At 63.8% G+C, this 20670-nt stretch carries 18 protein-coding genes; 1 reads left to right on the forward strand and 17 read right to left on the reverse strand.

Going from position 1 to position 20670, the window contains the following annotated elements:
- Nucleotides 1–39: 39 nt before the first annotated feature.
- The 15 genes from GH660_RS13965 to GH660_RS14035 form a co-directional block, all read right to left on the reverse strand.
- A complete protein-coding gene (locus GH660_RS13965; protein ID WP_153147287.1) occupies nucleotides 40–1833 on the reverse strand; it encodes an acyl-CoA dehydrogenase in 1794 nt (597 codons plus the stop codon).
- A gap of 22 nt (nucleotides 1834–1855) precedes the next feature.
- Nucleotides 1856–2806 (reverse strand): nitronate monooxygenase family protein, encoded by a 951-nt coding sequence (locus GH660_RS13970; protein WP_153147288.1) that lies wholly within the window; start codon nucleotides 2804–2806, stop codon nucleotides 1856–1858.
- The gene (locus GH660_RS13975; RefSeq protein WP_153147289.1) at nucleotides 2806–4467 is read right to left on the reverse strand and encodes a long-chain-fatty-acid--CoA ligase; all 1662 of its coding nucleotides are present in this window, start codon (nucleotides 4465–4467) and stop codon (nucleotides 2806–2808) included. Before GH660_RS13975 ends, GH660_RS13970 begins: the two co-directional genes overlap by 1 nt.
- Before the next feature lie 22 nt (nucleotides 4468–4489).
- The gene (locus GH660_RS13980; RefSeq protein WP_153147290.1) at nucleotides 4490–5062 is read right to left on the reverse strand and encodes a chalcone isomerase family protein; all 573 of its coding nucleotides are present in this window, start codon (nucleotides 5060–5062) and stop codon (nucleotides 4490–4492) included.
- The gene (locus GH660_RS13985; RefSeq protein WP_153147291.1) at nucleotides 5059–5577 is read right to left on the reverse strand and encodes a DUF4442 domain-containing protein; all 519 of its coding nucleotides are present in this window, start codon (nucleotides 5575–5577) and stop codon (nucleotides 5059–5061) included. Before GH660_RS13985 ends, GH660_RS13980 begins: the two co-directional genes overlap by 4 nt.
- A 2-nt stretch (nucleotides 5578–5579) precedes the next feature.
- A complete protein-coding gene (locus GH660_RS13990) occupies nucleotides 5580–6779 on the reverse strand; it encodes an acetyl-CoA C-acyltransferase (RefSeq protein ID WP_153147292.1) in 1200 nt (399 codons plus the stop codon).
- 23 nt (nucleotides 6780–6802) lie between these two features.
- Nucleotides 6803–9202, reverse strand: coding sequence for a 3-hydroxyacyl-CoA dehydrogenase/enoyl-CoA hydratase family protein (locus GH660_RS13995; protein WP_153147293.1), 2400 nt, complete (start codon nucleotides 9200–9202; stop codon nucleotides 6803–6805).
- 156 nt (nucleotides 9203–9358) lie between these two features.
- The gene (locus tag GH660_RS14000; RefSeq protein WP_153147294.1) at nucleotides 9359–10705 is read right to left on the reverse strand and encodes an OmpP1/FadL family transporter; all 1347 of its coding nucleotides are present in this window, start codon (nucleotides 10703–10705) and stop codon (nucleotides 9359–9361) included.
- A gap of 139 nt (nucleotides 10706–10844) precedes the next feature.
- Nucleotides 10845–12758 carry a 3-hydroxyacyl-CoA dehydrogenase NAD-binding domain-containing protein gene (locus GH660_RS14005; RefSeq protein ID WP_153147346.1) on the reverse strand — a complete coding sequence of 638 codons (1914 nt, stop codon included), beginning with the start codon at nucleotides 12756–12758 and terminating at the stop codon, nucleotides 10845–10847.
- A 15-nt stretch (nucleotides 12759–12773) separates the two neighbouring features.
- The gene (locus tag GH660_RS14010; RefSeq protein ID WP_153147295.1) at nucleotides 12774–13718 is read right to left on the reverse strand and encodes a DegV family protein; all 945 of its coding nucleotides are present in this window, start codon (nucleotides 13716–13718) and stop codon (nucleotides 12774–12776) included.
- A gap of 1 nt (nucleotide 13719) precedes the next feature.
- On the reverse strand, nucleotides 13720–15009 hold the full coding sequence (locus GH660_RS14015) for an acetyl-CoA C-acetyltransferase (RefSeq protein ID WP_153147296.1): 1290 nt from the start codon (nucleotides 15007–15009) through the stop codon (nucleotides 13720–13722).
- Between the two features lie 9 nt (nucleotides 15010–15018).
- Nucleotides 15019–17373 (reverse strand): acyl-CoA dehydrogenase, encoded by a 2355-nt coding sequence (locus tag GH660_RS14020; RefSeq protein ID WP_153147297.1) that lies wholly within the window; start codon nucleotides 17371–17373, stop codon nucleotides 15019–15021.
- A gap of 33 nt (nucleotides 17374–17406) precedes the next feature.
- Nucleotides 17407–18105, reverse strand: a complete 699-nt coding sequence (locus GH660_RS14025; protein WP_153147298.1) for a TetR/AcrR family transcriptional regulator — start codon at nucleotides 18103–18105, stop codon at nucleotides 17407–17409.
- Nucleotides 18106–18228: 123 nt separating this feature from the next.
- The gene (locus tag GH660_RS14030; protein WP_153147299.1) at nucleotides 18229–18741 is read right to left on the reverse strand and encodes a dihydrofolate reductase; all 513 of its coding nucleotides are present in this window, start codon (nucleotides 18739–18741) and stop codon (nucleotides 18229–18231) included.
- Nucleotides 18738–19121: a dihydroneopterin aldolase gene (locus GH660_RS14035; RefSeq protein WP_153147300.1), complete on the reverse strand. Its 384-nt coding sequence runs from the start codon at nucleotides 19119–19121 to the stop codon at nucleotides 18738–18740. The genes GH660_RS14030 and GH660_RS14035 overlap by 4 nt, the downstream gene beginning before the upstream one ends.
- 273 nt (nucleotides 19122–19394) lie before the next feature.
- Between GH660_RS14035 and GH660_RS14040 the strand changes: the two genes are divergently transcribed.
- Complete coding sequence (locus GH660_RS14040) at nucleotides 19395–19586, forward strand: DUF3079 domain-containing protein (protein WP_153147347.1); 192 nt, start codon at nucleotides 19395–19397, stop codon at nucleotides 19584–19586.
- Between the two features lie 55 nt (nucleotides 19587–19641).
- Here the strand turns inward: GH660_RS14040 and GH660_RS14045 are convergent, their stop codons facing one another.
- Both GH660_RS14045 and GH660_RS14050 read right to left on the reverse strand, forming a co-directional pair.
- Nucleotides 19642–20076 carry a PAS domain S-box protein gene (locus GH660_RS14045; protein ID WP_153147301.1) on the reverse strand — a complete coding sequence of 145 codons (435 nt, stop codon included), beginning with the start codon at nucleotides 20074–20076 and terminating at the stop codon, nucleotides 19642–19644.
- On the reverse strand, nucleotides 20063–20554 hold the full coding sequence (locus GH660_RS14050) for an Rrf2 family transcriptional regulator (RefSeq protein ID WP_153147302.1): 492 nt from the start codon (nucleotides 20552–20554) through the stop codon (nucleotides 20063–20065). The genes GH660_RS14045 and GH660_RS14050 overlap by 14 nt, the downstream gene beginning before the upstream one ends.
- Between the last annotated feature and the right edge of the window lie 116 nt (nucleotides 20555–20670).

The following is a 20670-nucleotide window of genomic DNA, read 5'->3' on the forward strand; positions in this document are numbered from 1 at the left end:
CGCGGCGGGGATGATCGAAGCGGCCGAACGCCTTCCGCCTTACAGCATGTCGTCGGTCACCGCCGCCAGGGCGACACTCCCGGCCATGACGGTATCGGCATAGGCGGCGGCCTGCGGCAGCATCTGGTCGGCGTAGAAGTGCGCGCTGGCGATCTTGCCGCGGTAGAAGGTCTGGTCGCCGTCGCCACGGTCGAGATGGCCGGCCGCTGCCAGCGCCGCCTTGCCCATCAGCCAGCCGCCGCAGACAGTGACGGCGAGATGCAGATAGGGGACAGCTGCGGTCAACGGCCCGGCGAGGCCGTTTTTCGCGTCGCCGGCGAGGAATTCCGTGGCGTCGGTCCATGCCTTGAGCGCACGGCCGAGACGGCGGCCGATGGCGAGCAGTTCCGGGCGGCTGGATTCGGCCAAGGCGCGCGCGGTGGCCGCCACTTCGCCGAAGACAACGCGGGCGGTGGCGCCCTGGTCGCGCATCAGCTTGCGGAAGATCAGGTCGTTGGCCTGGATGCCCGTGGTGCCCTCGTAGATCGTCGTGATGCGCGCATCGCGCCAGTGCTGGGCGGCGCCGGTTTCCTCGATGAAGCCCATGCCGCCGTGGATCTGGATGCCGAGCGAGGTGACGTCGATGCCCATCTCTGTACCGCCGCCCTTGACGATGGGAATCATGAATTCGGCAAGGTAGAGCTGGCGCCTCTTCTCTTCCTTGTCCTCGATGGCATGCGCCCGATCGAGCAGGCCCGAGGTGTAGTAGGCCATGGCACGGCAGGCTTCGACGCGCGACTTCATCAGCATCAGCATGCGGCGGATGTCGGGGTGCTTGTCGATGGTGACCAGCGCCTCGCCGGTCAGCGCGTCGCGGCCCTGCTTGCGCTCGCGGGCATAGCCGAGCGCCTGCTGGTAGGCGCGCTCGCCGAGGGCGATGCCCTGCAGGCCGACGCCGAGGCGGGCTTCGTTCATCATGATGAACATGTATTCGAGGCCGCGGTTCGGCTCGCCGAGCAGGTAGCCGACGGCACCGCCGTTGTCGCCGTAGGCCATGACGCAGGTCGGGCTGGCGTGGATGCCGAGCTTGTGCTCGATCGAGACGCAATGCGCATCGTTGCGCGCGCCGAACGAGCCGTCGGCGTTCACCAGGAACTTGGGCACGAGGAACATCGAGATGCCCTTGACTCCGGCCGGTGCATCCGGCAGGCGGGCGAGCACGAGGTGGACGATGTTGTCCGTCATGTCGTGGTCGCCATAGGTAATGAAGATCTTCTGGCCGAAGACGCGGTAGCTGCCGTCGGCCTGCGGCTCGGCGCGGCTGCGCACGAGGGCGAGGTCGGAGCCGGCCTGCGGCTCGGTCAGGTTCATCGTGCCGGTCCACTCGCCGGTGACCATCTTTTCCAGATAGGTCGCCTTCAGTTCGTCGCTGGCGCAGATCATCAGCGCCTCGACAGCGCCGGTCGTAAGCAAGGGGCCGAGCGAAAACGAAAGGTTGGCCGAGCAGACCATTTCCTTGACCGCGACCGCCAGCGTGTCCGGCTGGCCGTGGCCGCCATATTCCGGGGCCGAGGCGATGCCGTTCCAGCCGGCGTCGCAGAAGGCCTTGTAGGCTTCCTTCCAGCCGGCCGGCGTGACGACGCCGTTCGCCGTCAGCTGGCAGCCCTGCGTATCGCCGACGCGGTTGAGCGGCGCCAGGACTTCGCTGGCGAACTTCGCCGCCTCGTCGAGAATGGCATCGGCCATGTCGGGCGTCGCCTCGGCGTATTGCGGAAAGGCGCTCAATTCCCTGAATCCGGCCACTTCGTCCATCACGAAGCGCATGTCCTTCACGGGCGCGCGGTAATCGCTCATCTTGCTGTCTCCTTGTCTGTTCTCAGAATGGGTTGCTGCACAGCGCCAGCTTGGCGCTGCGGTATTCCTGCTTGAGGCGCTCGATCAGTTCGGCGGTGGGCAGGATGTCGTCGATGTTGCCGACGCCCTGCCCGGCGCCCCAGATGTCCTTCCACGCCTTGGCCGCGCCGGCGGCGGCGCCGAAGTTCATCGAGGTCTTGTCCTTGACCGGCAGGTTGTCCGGGTCGAGGCCGGCGGCGACGATGCTCTTCTTCAGGTAGTTGCCATGCACGCCGGTGAAATACGGGGTGTAGACGACGTCGACCGCGGCCGAGTCGACAATGGCCTGTTTGTAGGCCGCCTGGGCATTGGCTTCCTGGGTGGCGATGAAGCGCGTACCCATATAGGCGAAATCGGCACCCATCGCCTGCGCGGCGAGGATAGCGCTGCCGCTGGCGATGGCGCCGGAAAGCGCGATCGGGCCATCGTAGAACTTGCGGACCTCGCCGACCAGGGCGAACGGGCTCAACATGCCGGCATGGCCGCCGGCCCCGGCGCAGACCAGGATCAAACCGTCGACGCCGGCCTCCAGGGCCTTTTCGGCATGGCGCACGCTGATCACGTCGTGGAAAACCTTGCCGCCGTAGGCATGGACGTGCGGCACGATCTCGTCCGGCGCACGCAGGCTGGTGATGATCAGCGGCACCTCATGCTTCACGCACAGCGCCATGTCGTGCTCGAGGCGCTCGTTCGACTGGTGGATGATCTGGTTGACGGCGAACGGCGCAGCATGCGGATCATCGGCCAGCGCCGACTTGATGATGCTCAGCCAGGTGTCCAGTTCCTCCTTGGGCCGCGCGTTGAGCGCCGGGAAGGAACCGATGGTGCCGCCCCGGCACTGGGCGATGACGAGATCCGGGTTGGAAACGATGAACATCGGCGCGCAGATGACGGGCAGCGCCAGGCCCTTTTGCAGCGAAGCGGGAATCGGCATTACGCGGCCTCCTTCAGAGCGCGGCGCAGGATCTTGCCGACGTTGGTGCGCGGCAAATCGGCGCGGAATTCGACATGCTTCGGCACCTTGTAGCCGGTCAGGTGCTTTCGGCAGTGGGCAATCAGTTCCTCGGCCGTCAGGTTCGGATCCTTGCGGACGACGAAGATCTTCACCGCCTCGCCGGAGTTGTCGTCGTGCACCCCGATCGCCGCCACGTCGCTGACCCCCTCGTGCATGGCGACCGCCTCTTCCACCTCGTTCGGATATACGTTGAAGCCGGAGACGAGAATCATGTCCTTCTTGCGGTCGACCAGGAAAACATAGCCCAGATGGTCGATGTAGCCCATGTCGCCGGTCTTCAGGAAACCGTCGCCGTACATCACGTTGGCGGTCTCCGCCGGGCGCTGCCAGTAGCCCTTCATGACCTGCGGCCCGCGGATGCAGATTTCGCCGACCTGGCCGAGCGGCACCTCCTTGCCGGAATCGTCGCGGATCGACACTTCGGTTGACGAGATCGGCAGGCCGATCGAGCCGTTGAACTCGGTCATGTGCAGCGGGTTGATGGTCGCCGCCGGCGAGGTCTCGGTGAGGCCGTAGGCCTGCAGCAGCGGCGTCCCGGTCACCTTCATCCAGCGGTCGGCAACCGGCCCCTGGACGGCCATGCCGCCACCCAGCGTGACCTTCATGGTCGAGAAGTCGAGGGCGGCGAATTCGGCGTTGTTGAGCAGCGCGTTGAACAGCGTATTGACGCCGGTGACGACGGTGATCGGATACTTGGCCCACTCCTTGACGAAGCCGGGAATGTCGCGCGGATTGGCGATCAGCAGGTTGCGCGCGCCGATCATCAGGAAGGTCAGGCAGTTCGCCGTCAGCGCGAAGATGTGATAGAGCGGCAAGGCGGTGATGATGAACTCCTCGCCCTCCCTGACCACCGGCTTGATCCAGCTGTACGCCTGCATGACGTTGGAACTGATGTTGGCATGGGTCAGCATGGCGCCCTTGGAGACGCCGGTCGTGCCGCCGGTATATTGCAGGAAGGCGAGATCGTCATGACCGAGGGCCACCGGGTCCATGCCGTGGCGGCGGCCGGCAGCCAACGCCGCGGTGAAATTGATCGAGCCGGGCAGCGACCAGGCGGGCACCAGCTTCTTGACGTGGCGGACGACGAAATTGACCAGCGCGCCCTTGACCATGCCCAGCATCTCGCCCATCGGCGTCACCACGACATGCTTGACGGCGGTCTTGGCGATCACCTGCTGCAGCGTGTTGGCGAAGTTCTCGACGATGACGATGGCCGTGGCGCCGGAATCCTTGAGCTGATGCTCGAGTTCGCGCGGCGTGTAGAGCGGGTTGCAATTGACCACGACGCAGCCGGCGCGCAGGGTGCCGAACAGGGCCACCGGGTATTGCAGCAGGTTCGGCATCATCAGCGCGACGCGGTCGCCCTTCTGCAGCCCGAGCGACTGCAGCCAGCCGGCGAAGTCGCGCGTCAGGCGATCCAGTTCGCCGTAGGTCATCTCCTGCCCCATGCTGACGTAGGCCATCTTGTCGGCATACTTGCGGCAGGCGTCCTCGAACAGCGTCACCAGCGACGGCACATGGTCGATGCTGATGTCGGCCGGCACGCCGGACGGATAACTCTTGACCCAGATCTTGTCCATTTTTATCTCCTCCTTGAATTGTTCAGCCGCCGAGCAGCGCCTTCTTGAGCGAGGCGTCCACCGGGTTGTCGCCCAGCCAGACCTTGAGCAATGCCCTGGCGAAGGGTGCGCCCGCGACCTTGCCGCGCACCTCGCCATTGAAGCTTACACCGACGCCGTCGGCCGTGAAGTCGATGGCGACGGTATCGCCGTTCTTGGCATTGCCGATCTTTTTCATGATATCGGCAAACTGGTCGATCTGCGCCTTCAGTGCGGCCATCTCGGCTTCGCTGTTGTTGTCCTTGAGACCGTCGCGCAGGGCGCCGTAGAGCGTATCGGCGTCGATGTCGCGCAACATGCGCATGCTCATGCGGCGCGGCGTCGCGGCATCGAGCAGGCCGGCCGGCGTGTTCGATTTCTGGGTGACGTAGAGCGCCCCGACATAGACCTTGACGAAAACCTTGGTCCGCAGACCGGCGCCATTGAGCACCAGTTCGCCGGCACCGACCTTGATCTGCTCGTCCAGCTTGACCCCGGCCACCTCGGCCGCCTGCAGGCCGGGAACCGCCAGCAACGCCGCGACCAGCGCCGCCACCCGTACGGAATGCGAAATCATCTTGTTTTGTCTCCTTCGATGGATTTTTGCCGGTAATGCTTCTTGTCGGCGATATAAACCGTACGTTCGACCACGGTATGCACCGTGCCCTGGCTATCCCTCAACTCGACCAGGTAGGTGCGATCAAGCTCGGGCGACTCGTCGAGCGCGGCACGGATCGCCGCGATTTCGTCTGCCGCCAGTGAAAAATCGGCGAACAGGGTCGTGTAGCCCGGCTTCTTGTAGCGGATGCTGGCCGCCTTGTCCCAGACGATCACGTCTTCGCCGAGCGCGGCCATCAGCATCATCGGATGCACGCCGTCGGTCACCGCGAACAGCGAGCCACCATAGATCGAGCCGACGACGTTGCGCGTCCGCCAGCTGAGTGGCAGGCGAATGCGGATATGCGAGAGGTCAGCGGCCACATGCTCGACCCGCCCGCCGGTGCCGCGAAAGGCGGGATGGAGGTTGAACCCCATCCGCACCATGCGCGCCCGCCAGGCCGGCGGCATTTTCGCGAGCCAGGCGGGTTTCATGCTCAGAGCGCCTCGATGATGCCGGCGGCGCCCATGCCGGTACCGATGCACATGGTGACCATGCCGTACTTGCCGCCGGTACGCTTGAGGCCATGGGCAACGGTGGCGATGCGTATGGCGCCGGTCGCCCCCAGCGGATGGCCGAGCGCGATGGCGCCGCCGAGCGGATTGACCTTGTCCGGGTTGATCCCCAACTCCTGCATCACCGCCAGCGACTGCGCGGCGAAGGCTTCGTTGAGTTCGATCCAGTCGAGGTCATCCTGCTTGATGCCGACCTGCTGCAGCACCTTGGGGATCGCCGCGATCGGCCCGATACCCATGATCTCCGGCGCCACGCCGCCCACCGCGTAGCCGGCGAAGCGAGCCAATGGGGTCAGGTTGTGTTCCTTGAGCACCTTCTCCGACACCAGCATCACGGCAGCGGCGCCGTCGGACATCTGCGACGAGTTGCCGGCGGTGACCGAACCGCGCGCATGGAAGACCGGCTTCAGCTTACCCAGCTTTTCCAGCGAGGCATCGGCGCGCGGACCTTCATCGACTTCGGCGACGCGCTCGCGAACCTTGATCTGCCCGCTCTTCAGGTCGGGCAGGCTTTCGCGGATGGCGTAAGGCGTCGTCTCGGCGTTGAAATAGCCGGCAGCGATGGCGGCGCAGGCCTTCTGGTTGGAGGCCAGGGCGAAGGCGTCCTGTTGCTCGCGGCTGATATTCCACTGGCGCGCCACCTTCTCGGCGGTCAGCCCCATACCGTAGGCGATGCCGAGGTTTTCCTCTTTCGCGAAGATGGCCGGGTTCATCGACATCTTGTTGCCCATGATCTGCGGCATCACGCTCATCGACTCGGTACCTGCGGCGATCATGACGTCGGCCAGGCCGAGGCGGATCTGGTTGGCGGCATCAGCCACCGCCTGCACCCCGGAGGAGCAGAAGCGGTTGATGGTGATGCCCGGCACGGTGATCGGCAGGCCGGCCAGCAGCAGGCCGATGCGGGCGACGTTCATGCCCTGCTCGGCTTCCGGCATGGCGCAGCCGACGATGACGTCGCCAATGCGCGCCGGGTCGATGCCCGGCACTTGGGTGACGACGGACTTGAGGACGGCGGCCAGCATGTCGTCCGGACGGACGTTCCTGTACATGCCGTTGCGCTTGGCCACCGGCAGGCGGGTGGCGGCGACGATGTAGGCTTCCTGAATCTGTTTGCTCATTTCTTTATCTCTCCTCGACCCGATCAGTTACGCAGCGGCTTGCCGGTTTCCAGCATGTGCTTGATCCGGGCCTGGGTTTCGGGGGTTTTCAGCAGTTCGACGAACAACTGGCGTTCGACGGTGATCAGCCATTCCTCGTCGACCAGGCTGCCGGTCTCGACCTCGCCGCCGCACAGGGCAACGGCAGCCGAACGGGCGACCTTGTAGTCGTGGGCCGAGATCATGCCGCCCTCCTTCATATTGACCAGCATCATCTCGAAGGTCGCGATGCCGTTCTTGCCGGCAACCGGGATAGCGCGAGCCAGCGGCGGTGGCGCGTAGCCGGCCTCGGCCATCGCCCGCGCCTCGCGGATCGCCACGTAGAGCAACTCATGGGCGTTGAAGAGGATGGTGTCGGACGGCCTGGCGAAGCCGAAGTCGATGACTTCCTGGGCGCTCTTGGCGACCTTGGCCATGGCAATGGTCTGGAACACCTGCTGCAGGAAGTTGAACACTTCGCCCGGCGTCGCCGATTGCGCGGCCCAGTCGGCGGCGCGCACGGCGAATTCCTTGCAACCGCCACCGGCCGGGATCAGGCCGACGCCGGCTTCGACGAGGCCGACATAGCTTTCCAGCGCCATGACGCGCTTGCCGGCGTGCATGACGAATTCGCAGCCGCCGCCGAGGGCCAGGCCCTGGACCGCAGCGACGACCGGCACCTGGGCGTACTTCAGCGTCTGCGAGGCGCGCTGGAATTTCTCGACGGTCGCTTCGAGCAGGTCGAACTGACCGGCGGCGCAGGCTTCGCCGACCTGCTGCAGGTTGGCGCCGACGGCGAACGGGGCTTCGTGCCAGATGACGACGCCGTCGAGCGTCGTTTCGGCCTGGCGCACGGCGGCGATGACGCCGTCGAGCACTTCGTTGCCGATGGTGTGCATCTTCGACTTGATGGAAATGATGCCGATTTTGGCGTCGACCGCAGCCAGCTTCCACAGGCGCACACCATCATTTTCATAGAGCGTTTCGCCGGATTTTTCCGGGGTGGCGGCGGCTTCGCCGAGGACGCGCTCGGGGAAGAGCTGGCGCTGGTAGACCGGCAGGGTCGAGCGAGCGACGTAGGCGTTCCTGCTCGCCGAGTAGGAACCCTGCGCGGTATGCACGCCGGTGCGCCCGGCTTCCAGCGCCCAGGCCGGCAGCGGTGTGGCGCTCATCGCCTTGCCGGCAGCGATGTCGGCGGCGATGGCTTGGGCAGTGTCGGCCCAGCCGGCAGCCTGCCAGGTTTCGAAGGGGCCTTGCGTCCAGCCGAAGCCCCAGCGCATGGCGAGATCGAGATCGCGGGCGTTGTCGGCAACGCTTTCGAGCTGCACGGCGGCGTAGTGGAAGATGTCGCGGAAGATGGCCCACAGGAATTGCGCCTGCGGATGCGCCGAGGCGCGCAACGCGGCGAATTTCTCGGCGGGCGACTTGATCTTGAGAATGGCGGCGACCTCGTCGGCGATTTCGCCGCCCGACTTGCGGTAATCCTGCGCCGCCAGGTCGAGCACCTGGATCTCCTTGCCCTGCTTGCGATAGATGCCGCCGCGCGTCTTCTGGCCGAGCGCGCCCTTGGCGATCAGGGCCTGCAGCCAGGCGGGGTTGGTGAAGTAGGCGTGCCACGGGTCGTTCGGCAGTGTGGACTGCATGGTGTTGACGACGTGGGCCAGGGTATCGAGGCCGACGACGTCCGCCGTGCGGTAGGTGGCGCTCTTCGGGCGGCCGATGCGCGGGCCGGTCAGGGCATCGACCTCGTCGAAGCCGAGGCCGCAGGCCTGGGTATGATGCATCACCGCCAGGATGGAGAAGACGCCGATGCGGTTGGCGACGAAGTTGGGGGTATCCAGCGCGCGGACGACGCCCTTGCCGAGACGCGAGGTCAGCCAGGTTTCGAGGGCATCGAGCGTGGACGCATCGGTGCTTTGCGTGCCGATGATCTCGACCAGGTGCATGTAGCGCGGCGGGTTGAAGAAGTGGATGCCGCAGAAGCGCGGGCGCACGTTCTCGGGCAGGCCCTGGGCCAGGGCGTTCATCGACAGGCCGGAGGTGTTGGAGGCGATGATGGCATCGCCCTTGAGGTGCGGCGCGATCTTCGCGTAGAGGTCGTTCTTCCAGTCCATGCGCTCGGCGATGGCTTCGATGACGAGGTCGCACTCGGCGAGCAGTGGCAGGTGCTCATCGTAGTTGGCGGCGTCGATGTACTTGAGCTTGGCCTTGCCGGACAACGGGGCCGGGTCGAGCTTCTTGAGGCCGTCGAGGGCCTTTTTCACGACGCCGTTCTTGTCGCCTTCCTTCGCCGGGAGGTCGAACAGCACCACCGGCACATCGGCGTTCGCCAGGTGCGCCGCAATCTGCGCCCCCATCACGCCGGCGCCTAGCACGGCGGCTTTTCTTACGATCAGCTTGTTCAAGCGGTTCTCCTTTAATGGTCTTTTGACTGCTTCGCTAAACTAAAACGAACGTTTGAATTATAGAGGAGGCGCGGTTGCGGTCAACGCATTTTTTAGAGGAAATACTCAAAAAAAAGCCCCGGACTGGCCGGGGCAATGAATAAAACGGAAAGTCGCTTAGAAGAACATCGAGAACTGGGTACCGATCAGCCAAGCGCTGTCATTGTAGGAGCCCTTGACCAGCCCCTTTCCTTCGGCGCGCAGGTCGTTATTGATATTCGCATCCCTCAGATACAGGTATGCAGCGCCAACGTCGAGCGCCATGTCCTTGGCGGGCTTCCACTGGAAGCCGGCGCTGAACCAGGTACGGTCGTTGTCCGGCAGCGAAACGAGGCGGTATTCGGCATTCGGCACCGGGGTCTGATCGTAGGCGATACCGAAGCGCAGCTTCCACGCCTCGTCCAGCTTGTAGTTGGCACCCAGCGCAAAACGCCAGGCGTCGTCGAACTTGGTGTTGAGCTTCTGGGCGGTTGACCCCGACGCGTAAGCGGGCGTAGCCGACGTGCGCACAATATCGACGTACGGAATGCTGCTCCAGCCGGTCCAGGAAACATCGGCCAGCAGTTCCCACTTGTCGCCGATACCCTGCGACAAGCTCAGGATGAAGGTATCCGGAACATCGATGTCGGCCTTGATATTGCTACTGCCACCGGCATTGACGGCGGCGCTCGGGCCGGAAACGGAAACATCCCCTGTCGCGGTGTACTTGATCTTGGAACGATAGGAGACACCGATCTTGGTCTGCTCTGCCGGCTTGAACAAAGCACCAACGTTCCAGCCCCAAGCATCATCGTCCATTTCCAACTTGACGCTCGTATTGGGCAGCAATCCATTGGGGTAGGTCACAACTTGACCGTTGACAATCGTCGGACGACCATTAGTAAGGATCGGAACACCGTTGGTACCGGCCGCCCGCTTATAAGTCGCATCGATCCGCTGCCAGTTGATACCGGCACCGAGCGACACCCAGTCCGCCGCACGCCACGCGATCGACGGGTTGATGTTGATGGTCTTGATATCGAATTCGTTACTATGGGCCGAGCCGATCCATGGGGCATCATATTTTGTCTTCAGACCGAACGGGGCACCGATGCCGAGGCCGATGTACCAGTCCTTGGCGAGCTGCCATGAGCCGTAGGCATTCGGGACAACACCCCAGTTGCCACCGTTGCCGCCATCGCCAGTCAGGCCTGGCGTGATCGAGCCGTCGTTGCTGAATTCGAAATTGGTCCTGACCGCGACAAGGCCGGCGGACACCGAACCGCGACCCAGTTCGGTCATGCCGGCCGGGTTGTAGTAGATGGTGCTGGCGTTCTCGGCCACGGCGGCCGAACCGGCACCCGCATTACCCAAGCTACTGGCGCTCTGCTCGCCCATCAACTGGAAACCCGACGCGCTGGCCGTGCCGGAAAATGCGACTGCCAGCAGGGCTGGAATCAGGCGCAGGGTCATATTCTTATTCATCTATCTATCTCCTCATTTGTTTATTTAATGGAACTAATTTACAAAAAATTACAACACAAATTAAATCTCAAACAAGCGTTTGAAATCTACACAAAACTGGGGATTCCGAAGGTCAGTGTTGCGCCCGGGCAACAGCTTGTTACTTTTCCGTCCTTCGGTAGTTGAGCGGCCCGCCGGTGAAGGGGGCGAAGCCGGTACCAAAGATCACCCCGGCGTCGGCCAGTTCGGCATCGGCGACGACACCGGTCGTCACAAGTTGCTCGACGCGGTCGATCAGCGGTTTGGCCAAGCGTGCCGCGAGGCCGTCGGGCGGCGTGCCCGCTCCGCCCTTCTGCGCCTTGCCGGCGCTCCAGGCATAAAAGCCCTGCCCGGTCTTCTTGCCCAGTTGCCCCTTGTCGACGCGACCCAGCAGACAGCGTGGCGCTGCCGCTCCGCCCGCCAACTGCCGGCCGGCGGCAACGGCGATGTCGAGACCGACGGTGTCGGCCAGTTCGACCGGGCCCATCGGCATGCCGAAAGCCAGCATCGCCTCGTCGACGGTTTCCGGGGCAATTCCCTCGTCGACCGCACGCATCGCTTCCAGCATGTAGGGCGCGAGGACGGCATTGACCAGGAAGCCGGGTTCGCTCTTCACCGGCAGCGGCAGCTTGTCGATCTGGCGGACGAAGGCACAGGCAGCCTGCACCATGCCGGGATCGGCGCCGTCGGCTTCGACCACTTCGACCAGCGGCATCATCGCCACCGGGTTGAAGAAGTGGATGCCGACCAGGCGCTCGGGCCGTTGCAGCACGGTGCGCAGGTCTTCCAGCTTGAGGCTGGAGGTGTTGGTCGCCAGCACGGCGTCCGGCTTCATCACCGCATCCAGCTTGCGCAGCAGCGCATGCTTGGCCTCGACGTTCTCGAAGATGGCCTCGATGACGACGTCGGCATGCGCCGCGCCGGCGCCATCTGGGTCGGGAATCAGGCGATCCATGACCGCACGCAGTTGCAGCTTGTCCTTGATGCGCCGGGAAAAATTCTCGCGGGCGCGCTTGAGGGCCGGGGCGATGCGCTCCAGCCCCTGATCCTGCAGGGTCACGCTCAAGCCGCGCAGCGCGCACCAGGCGGCAATGTCGCCGCCCATGGTGCCGGCACCGACGACGTGCACGCGTTTGGCCTTGAAAGCAGAGTCCTTGCCGAAGCTCTTGAGCCGCTCCTGCAGGAAGAAAACGCGCACCAGATTGCGCGCCGTCGGCGAGCGGACGATGCCATCGACCAGCTCCGGCGCCGCCAGCGCGTTGCCGTTGTGTTTCGCCCAGATGTCGATGATCGCGTACGGCGCCGGGTAATGCTGCGGCCGCGCACGTTTGGCCACCTGTTTGCGGGCGCCGTTGGCGACCACGCTCTTCAGCGGCCCGTTGAGCAGCTTCTGCATCAATGGCAACGGGCGGCGCGGCGCATCGGACAGCACCATCATGCGGGCGGCACGTTCCATGACGCGCGGCGGCACCGCGTCGTCGGCCAGCCCCATGCGCTTGGCCCGCCGGGCATCGATCGTCTTGCCGGTCAGCATCATGTCCAGCGCGGCAGCCGGGCCGACGCGCTGCGGCAGGCGCAGCATGCCGCCCCAGCCGGGAAAGATGCCGAGCATGACTTCCGGCAGCCCCATCTTGGTTCCCGGCTCGTCGACCGCCAACAGGTAGCGGCACGCCAGCGCCAGTTCGAGGCCGCCGCCAAGGCAGTGGCCGCGAACCAGCGCCAGCGTCGGGTAACGGACTGCCGCCAGCCGGTTGAACAGATCCCAGCCGCGGGCGACGAGCGCGCGCCCCTTTTCGGCGGTGTCGAGCTGGGAGAATTCCTGGATATCGGCACCGGCGACGAAGCCCGCCGCCTTGCCCGAACGGATGATCAGTCCCTTCGGCGGGTAAACGTCGAGCTGGTCGAGCAACTGGCCGAATTCGGCGAGCACATCGGCCGACAGCGCATTGGCGGCAGCACCCTGCTTGTCCAGGGTCGCGATGGCGATACCCTCCGGCTCGACCGCGATCTGCCAGTGTTGAAAATTGAAATTCATCATCCGCTATCTATCTCAATTGGGGCGATGGCCGCTGGCGGCGAAAGCCAGCGACATGGCGCCGGGGCCGACATTGACCGCCGCCGTCTTGCTCATCGGGGAAACCAGGATTTCTGCACCATGCCCGCTCGCCGTCTCGGCCAGGGCGGCATATCCGGGCAGGCCGCGAACGGCCTCCGGCTGGCCGCCATAACTGATGCAGATGTAAGGTGTGTCGAGACCGTCGCGTATCCGCTGGGCGGCCTTGACGAAAATCTGCTCGGCGCCGGCCTCGAAACCGCGCACCTTGTCGATGGTGGTCGTCACATCGCGATGGCAATGGAGGATCGGCTTGACGTCGAGCCACGAGCCAAGCGTGTATGAACCCCAGCTCAGGCTCTTGTCGCCCTTCTTGGAGGCGCGCCGGTAGATGTGGAACAGATCGGCCGGAACCAGGTAGGTGTGCGTCTGTTCGACCAGCTCGCGCAGGCGCTTGCCGATGTCGCTCGGCGCGCCGCCGGCGCGGATCAGGCGCACCGCCTCGGCCACCGGCACCGCCTGCCCGGTGAACAGGTTGCGCGTCGACACAACCGCGAGACCGAAGCGCTCGGGCAATCCCGCTGCGCGGCGAATCGCCTTGTAGCGGCCGAGGATCCCGCGCGACGCCTTCATCGCGTGATCGAAGATCGGGCTGCGCGTGCTGGTGATGGTCAGGCAGAATACGTAGTCGTAATCGAGGACCAGGCGCTCGAGAAACAGACTTTCGATCTGCTCGACCGAATAGGGGATCGACTCGGCGAAATCCTCGCTCTTGCGGTCAAGATGCCTGACGTAGAACGCTTGCGTCTCCTCCGGGTCGCGCCGGTCCTCGATCAGCAGATCGCCGATGCGCAGCGTGATCGGCATGATGCGCACATCGTTTTCCGTCAGGAAATCGCGCGGCAGGTCGCAGGCCGAATCGACGACGATTCCTATCCGCATCTCAGCTCCCCGCCTCGACCAGCATGGCCCCGCCCAGCCCGCCGCCGATGCAGATGGTGGCCATGCCGCGCCGCGCCTTCTTCTCGCGCAGCACGTGCAGCAGATGCAGGACGATGCGGGCACCGGAGGCGCCCACGGGATGGCCGAGGGCGATCGCACCGCCGTCGACGTTCAGCTTGTCTTCGTCCAGCGCGCCGAGGGCGCCCGCCAGCCCGAGCTGTTCGCGGCAATAGTCGTCGGATTTCCAGGCTTCGAGGCAACCCATGACCTGTGCGGCAAAGGCCTCGTTGAGTTCCCAGGCATCAAGGTCGTTGAGCCCCAAGCCATGACGCTGCAGGATCGGCGTCGCCGCATGCACCGGGCCGAGACCCATCTGCGCCGGTTCGAGGCCGGCCCACTGGCTGTCGACAATCCTGCCGAGCGGCTTGAGACTCCATTTATTCACGGCGGCTTCCGAGGCCAGGATCAGCCAGGCGGCGCCGTCGGTGATCTGCGAACTGTTGGCGGCCGTGATGTTGCCGTATTTCTTGTCGAAGAACGGGTTCAGCTTGGCCATCCCGGCCATGCTGGCGTCGGCGCGAACGCCATCATCCTCACCGTAAATGTTCCCCTTATCGTCGACCACCGGCACGATCTCGCCGTAATGCCCGGCACCCCGGCCGGCGACGACGCGCTGGTGGCTGCGTACCGCGAATTCGTCCATCTGCTGGCGGTCGATACCGAATTTCCATGCCAGGTTCTCGGCGGTCTGGCCCATCAGCAGGCCGCAGACCGGATCGGTCAATCCCTTCATCAGGCCGATCACCGGGTTCAATAGCGCGGTGGGGCGCAATTTCAAAAAGTGCCCGATTTTCTGGTTGACCGTACGCATCCCCATCATCGCGGCGAACCAGCCCACCATCGTGTCGTTGTAGAGCAGCGGTGCCCGTGACAGCGCATCGACGCCGCCGGCCAGGACCAGATCGGCCCGTCCGCCATGAATATTGGCGATGGCCGAATCGAGCGCCTGCATGCCGCTGGCGCAGTTCCGCATCACCGTCCATCCCGGCACCTTGTTGCCGCAGCCGAGCCGCAGGGCGACCATGCGCCCGATGTTGGTTTCGTCTGGCGACGGCGCCGCGCAGCCAAGAATCACCTCATCGAGATCGCTGGGCAGGAAGGGCTGGCGCAGCAGCAGCGCACGCCCGGCCTGGGTGGCCAGATCGGAGGCCGCAAACGGCCCCGGCCCCTTCTGTGCCTTCAAAAAGGGCGAGCGCGCCCCATCGACCACATACACCGGTTGAAACGACATGCTGGATCCTCAGGCGGCCTTGCGCTCGAGCGCCGGCTTGTTGGCGGTCGCCACGTTGTAGTCGAACGGGAAATCGTCGACGCGGACGACGATGTCGCGCAGATGGTTGCGCCGCTTCATAACCTCGTACTCGGCGGCCGTGATGACGCCGAGTTCGACGGCCACGCCGGCAACGTCACGCACATTGGCGCGCGGGTTGTCGGCGAAACGCCCGGCCTTCTCGGCCTCGCGGATCTTCGCCTCGATCGCCTCGGCTTCCAGCGTGGCTGCCAGCGCCAGTTCGATGGCGCCGACCGGCTCGTTCTCGGTGCGCGGCAGGAAGCATTCGGCGGTCAGGCGGTCACGGGTGGCAGACGGCGCGATCAGCGACTTGGCAACCTGATGGCCAAGATCGTCGGACGGCACGACATACGGGTGACCCCACGGGAAGATGCTGCGATGCAGGAAGGCAGCGATGAAGCGCACCGGGAAGTTGGCGATGACGCCGTCAAAGGCCTGCTGTGCCTTGTACATCGCATCCCAGATCGCCCAATGGGCGAGCGGCGCGTCGGCGGCGTTGCGGCCTTCTTCCTCGTAGCGCTTGAGCGTGCAGGAAATCAGGTACATCTGGGCGAGGATGTCGCCGAGGCGCGCCGACAGCTTTTCACGGCGCTTGACGCTGCCACCGAGGACCAGCAATGAAATGTCGGAAAGGAAGGCGAAGGCTGCCGAAAAGCGCGTCATCTGCTGGTAGTAACGCTCCATTTCGGGTGCTGTATCGACGTCGACCGCAGCGAAGTGCGAACCGGTCATGCCCAGCCACAGCGCGCGGAAACCGTTCTTGATGGTGAAGCCGATATGCCCCCACAGCGCCTTGTCGAAATCGACCAGACCCTTGCCGACATTGGGGTTCTGCGCCGCCTGCATTTCGGCGAGCAGGAAGGGATGGCAGCGAATGGCGCCCTGGCCGAAGATGATCAGCGAGCGGGTCAGGATGTTGGCGCCCTCGACGGTGATGCCGATCGGCACCTGCTGGTAGGCGCGGCCCATGAAGTTCGAGGGGCCGAGGCAGATGCCCTTGCCGCCGATGACGTCCATGCCGTCGTTAACCACCTGGCGTGCACGCTCGGTGACGTGGTACTTGGCGATGGCCGAAACAACCGATGGCTTTTCGCCGAGATCGACGGCGCCGGCGGTCATCTTGCGCGTGGCGTCCATCATGTAGGTGTAGGCGCCGATACGGGTCAGCGCTTCCTCGACGCCCTCGAACTTGCCGACGGCCATCTTGAACTGGCTGCGCACGCGGGCATAGCCGCCGACAGCGCGCGCCGTCATCTGCGCCATACCGGTGTTCGACGATGGCAGCGAGATCGAGCGGCCGGCGGCCAGGCACTCCATCAGCATGCGCCAGCCCTGACCCGCCATCTTCGGCCCGCCGATGATGAAGTCGAGCGGCATGAAGACGTCCTTGCCGCGCGTCGGGCCGTTCATGAACATCGCATTGAGCGGGAAGTGGCGGCGGCCGGTATCGACGCCGGGATGGTCATAGGGAACCAGCGCGCAGGTGATGCCGATATCCTTCTCGCCGCCGAGCAGGCCGTCCGGGTCGTACATGCGGAAAGCCAGGCCGAGGATGGTGCACACCGGCGCCAGCGTGATGTAGCGCTTGTCCCAGGTGACGCGCATGCCGAGCACTTCCTTGCCCTGCCACATGCCCTTGCAGACGATGCCGGAATCGGGAATCGACGCGGCGTCGGAACCAGCCCACGGGCTGGTCAGCGCGAAGGCCGGCACCTCGATGCCCTTGGCCAGGCGCGGCAGGTAATGGTTCTTCTGATCGTCAGTGCCGTAGTGCAGCAACAGTTCGGCCGGGCCGAGCGAGTTCGGCACCATGACCGACACCGAAAGCGCCGACGAACGCGTCGACAGCTTGGTCACCACCTGCGAATGGGCGTAGGCGGAAAACTCCAGGCCGCCGTACTTCTTCGGGATGATCATGCCGAGGAAGCCTTTGTCCTTGATGTAGCGCCAGGCTTCGTTGGGCAGATCGTAGAGTTCGTGGGTGACCTTCCAGTCGTCAACCAGGCGGCAGGCTTCCTCGACCTCTTTGTCCATGAAGGACTGTTCGGCGGCGGTCAGCTTCGGCTGCGGGTAGGCATGCAGTTTCTGCCAGTCCGGCTTGCCACGGAACAGCTCGCCTTCCCACCAGACGGTGCCTGCTTCCAGCGCATCGCGCTCGGTGCCGGACATCTGTGGCAACACTTTGCGGTAGGTGGAAAAAATGGGCCGGGTGATCACGGCGCGGCGCAATGGCCGAACCAGGATCACGCCGGCCAAAGCCACCAGGATGGCAACACCCAGCAGAGGGATGAGATTGTTGAACATGATGCTGTCTCCTATCGAATCTAGTTATATGTTTCAGGCAACCTTGACATCGGCATCTTCCGCCGGCGAGCCGAACTGCGGCAGCGGCGCGCGCAACCCGCCGAGCAGGAAGGACATCAGGCGCGGCACCAGGCGGTCGGTGCGGTCGACCGTGTCCGAAGCCTCGATTTGCCAATCGGTGACGACGCGCAAGGCATCGGTCCCGGCGATGGCGTAGGAAGTCGCGCCGAGCATGAAGTGAAAGCGCCAGACGATTTCCGCCTTGGGCACGTCCGGCAGCGCCTTGAACAGCGCCGCCTTGTACCGCTCCATGACCCCGGCGTATTCGTCGGCGAGAAAGGTGCGGACGAATTCGGAGGGTTCGGTCAGGGTCCGGCCGAGCAGGCGCAGAAAGGTGACGCCACCCCGCTCCTTGTCGTCGGCCATGCGCAACAGCGTGCCGAAGAAACCGTCGACGATCTGCGACGGCTTCAGCGGATTGTCGCCGGCAGCCTGCTCCATTTCGTTGAGGACACGCATCCGCTCCTCGTTCAGCCAGTCCAGGCGGCGACGGAAGACCTCCTGCATCAGCGATTCCTTGGAACCAAAATGGTAATTGACGGCCGCCAGATTGACGGCCGCATCGCCGGTGATCTGGCGCATCGAGGTGCCCTCGTAGCCGTGCGCCATGAACAGGCGCTCGGCGGCATCGAGGATGCGCTCGCGGGTATCGATGTTGCGGACTTCTGCCATGGCGGTCACCTGCTTCCAGAATCGTGATTCATACGTTCGTTTGAATCATAAGGAAGATGCCCCCCGATCGCAAGCCTCTTTTTAGAGGAATTCACCCAAAAAAGGATGTTGACCGCAACAGGCTCAACGCAGGGGCCGAGGATTGTCCTGTTCGTACTGCAGGAAGCGGCACAGCACGTCGCGCCCGGATTTACGCTCGCGATAGGTTTGCCGCTCCTCGCTGACCAGATGCCAGGCAGCGAGCGGAATGCTCTCCGGAAACAGCGTGTCGCCGGCGAACGGCATCTCGATGCGCGTCAGGTAGAAGCGCTGGCAATAGGGCCAGGCCGCTTCATAAATCGACGCCCCGCCGATCACGAATACGTCCTTGCCGGTGGCGGTTGCCGCACGCAGCCCCGCTTCGACCGAATCCACCCGCACGCAACCGGGACGCAACGACAATCCGGGCTGACGGCTGACCACGAACGAATCCGGCGGCACGACGTCCATCGATTCGTAGGTCAGACGCCCGATCACCAGCGCCGCGCCGGCGACTGTTCGCTCGAAATAGGCCAGTTCCTCGGGAATGTCCCACGGCAGCCAGCCATCAAGGCCGAGCATGCCGTTGCTCGCCACGGCCCCAATGGCGGCGATCATGCCCGCCGCTTCGCCCACTGCTCGCGGGTCAGCGACAACGAAATCGCCGGCGTGCCCTGCCCGTTGTAAACATGCGGCTTGTGCATGGAAACGTAAGCCGAGGTGACGATGGCCATCGAGAAGATGGCGTCCATCACTTCCAGAATGCTGGTTTCGAGGCAGATCGAATGCGGATTGCCTTCCAGCTTGCGGATTGCCAGGAAGATCACCTCGTAATCGACTACCTGTCTGATGTCGTGCGGATCGGCCACCGCTTCGATCGGCGCCCAGGCATCCGCATGCACGATTACCGCCTGCGGCCCATGCTGCTCCAGCGGATTGCAGCCAGTCCGCAAATCGATGGTGGCATCGACCGAGGCACACCAGTGGTTTTCCAACATGCTACGTCACTCCCCGTTGAACATTACCGGAGCGTATAGCAGAAGCACCAGAAAGCAAAAAGGCCAATCCGGAGATTGACCTGAGCGCTTCTTTTGAATGGTGCGCCCGAGAGCTTCCAACGGTGGTCGGTTTACCTGCCGGTTCTGTGACCGAGATCAAATCCGGGCAAAATAACCGAGTAGTAGACTCAACTATTGTGAAACAGGACGGCATGCTTGATGCCAAGGTGACGGAATATGAGCGCGAAGCCCTTGTTTTTTAAATCTTCCGACATGGCAAAAAAATTTCCGCTGCACCCCAAACACCCCGAGCGAACCTGCTGGGGGTGCGATAAATACTGCTCCGTGAATTCCCTACAGTGCGGCAACGGTTCCGGTCGCACCCAGCACCCCGCCGAAATGCTGGGAGAGGACTGGTACAAGTGGGGAGACTGGGGCATCGACCCGGACGCTGAGTCGGCATAGCCCACGGTATGCATGCTGGAATCCGGAAATGATCGCTTGTTCACTGCGCCGGCAATCATGGCTTCCCTGGCGCCACTTCTTTTGTCGCCATCCTTTCCCGCTCCATACGCTCGGTCACATCACGCACCATCGCAACCGACCCGATAACCGCCCCTGCCGCATCGAAGACCAGGGCAAAACTCATCTCGACATAAAGCTTGCTCCCTGACTTGTGCTGCGCCCGGGTAAGCGTCGGGCGGCCATGCAGCCGCGTTGTACCGCTTGCCATGGCAGCATCGAAACCACGCCAGTGCGCAGCACGCAAATGCTCGGGGATGATCAGGTCCAGGCTCTGCCCAAGCGCCTCGGCGGCGGTGTAGCCAAACATTGCTGTCGCCGCGGCGTTCCAGCGTTCGATCATGCCTTGCCGGTCGGAATAGATGATGGCATCGGCAGTCTGTTCGACTATCAAATCCCCGAGCAGGGATACTGGCTGTTTAGCGCTGCTCATCGTCATCTCCAGTAAGCGAGTCCGTCGTTACCATCTGGCTGGCGGTTTCGCTGCATGGTATCGCCGGGATGAGTCCTTGCGGATTCCCCAGCAGATCCGCCAGCGTATAGCCATCAAGCACCAGGAACAGTGCGTTCAAAGCCTCATCGAGAATGGCGTTCAGATGGCATGCTCCCTGAATCCGGCAGGTAGCGTTGGCACCGAAGCATTCAACCAGCGTGAAATCGCTTTCGGTCTGCCGGATCACATCACCGAGCACAATGTTCTGCGGCGCAACGGCCAGCCGCATTCCCCCACCCTTGCCGCGAACCGTCTCGACCAAGCCGCAGCGGCCTAGCTGATGCACGACCTTCATCAGATGGCTTTCGGAAATGCCATGGCCGGCAGCGATCTCGGCGATCGTCGCCAGTCGGTCCGGCTGCGCGCCAAGGTACATCAGGACGCGCAGGCTGTAGTCGGAAAAGGTACTCAGGCGCATATCAGCTTATAAGATATATTTAATATATTGCTTATGGCAAAGAAGCTTGTTAGGATCAAGATCTATTTCATTTATACCTTATGGCAAATGCCCGGCGCAATCCATACCGATCGCCC

The organism is Dechloromonas sp. H13 (assembly GCF_009469615.1).
Lineage (GTDB): Bacteria > Pseudomonadota > Gammaproteobacteria > Burkholderiales > Rhodocyclaceae > Azonexus.

Coding starts and splice junctions, on each gene's coding strand:
- GH660_RS13965 (WP_153147287.1), bottom strand. CDS start 1,833: ATGAGCGATTACCGCGCGCCCGTGAAGGACATGCGCTTCGTGATGGAC.
- GH660_RS13970 (WP_153147288.1), bottom strand. CDS start 2,806: ATGCCGATTCCCGCTTCGCTGCAAAAGGGCCTGGCGCTGCCCGTCATC.
- GH660_RS13975 (WP_153147289.1), bottom strand. CDS start 4,467: ATGGACAAGATCTGGGTCAAGAGTTATCCGTCCGGCGTGCCGGCCGAC.
- GH660_RS13980 (WP_153147290.1), bottom strand. CDS start 5,062: ATGATTTCGCATTCCGTACGGGTGGCGGCGCTGGTCGCGGCGTTGCTG.
- GH660_RS13985 (WP_153147291.1), bottom strand. CDS start 5,577: ATGAAACCCGCCTGGCTCGCGAAAATGCCGCCGGCCTGGCGGGCGCGC.
- GH660_RS13990 (WP_153147292.1), bottom strand. CDS start 6,779: ATGAGCAAACAGATTCAGGAAGCCTACATCGTCGCCGCCACCCGCCTG.
- GH660_RS14000 (WP_153147294.1), bottom strand. CDS start 10,705: ATGAATAAGAATATGACCCTGCGCCTGATTCCAGCCCTGCTGGCAGTC.
- GH660_RS14005 (WP_153147346.1), bottom strand. CDS start 12,758: ATGAATTTCAATTTTCAACACTGGCAGATCGCGGTCGAGCCGGAGGGT.
- GH660_RS14010 (WP_153147295.1), bottom strand. CDS start 13,718: ATGCGGATAGGAATCGTCGTCGATTCGGCCTGCGACCTGCCGCGCGAT.
- GH660_RS14015 (WP_153147296.1), bottom strand. CDS start 15,009: ATGTCGTTTCAACCGGTGTATGTGGTCGATGGGGCGCGCTCGCCCTTT.
- GH660_RS14020 (WP_153147297.1), bottom strand. CDS start 17,373: ATGTTCAACAATCTCATCCCTCTGCTGGGTGTTGCCATCCTGGTGGCT.
- GH660_RS14025 (WP_153147298.1), bottom strand. CDS start 18,105: ATGGCAGAAGTCCGCAACATCGATACCCGCGAGCGCATCCTCGATGCC.
- GH660_RS14030 (WP_153147299.1), bottom strand. CDS start 18,741: ATGATCGCCGCCATTGGGGCCGTGGCGAGCAACGGCATGCTCGGCCTT.
- GH660_RS14035 (WP_153147300.1), bottom strand. CDS start 19,121: ATGTTGGAAAACCACTGGTGTGCCTCGGTCGATGCCACCATCGATTTG.
- GH660_RS14040 (WP_153147347.1), top strand. CDS start 19,395: ATGGCAAAAAAATTTCCGCTGCACCCCAAACACCCCGAGCGAACCTGC.
- GH660_RS14045 (WP_153147301.1), bottom strand. CDS start 20,076: ATGAGCAGCGCTAAACAGCCAGTATCCCTGCTCGGGGATTTGATAGTC.
- GH660_RS14050 (WP_153147302.1), bottom strand. CDS start 20,554: ATGCGCCTGAGTACCTTTTCCGACTACAGCCTGCGCGTCCTGATGTAC.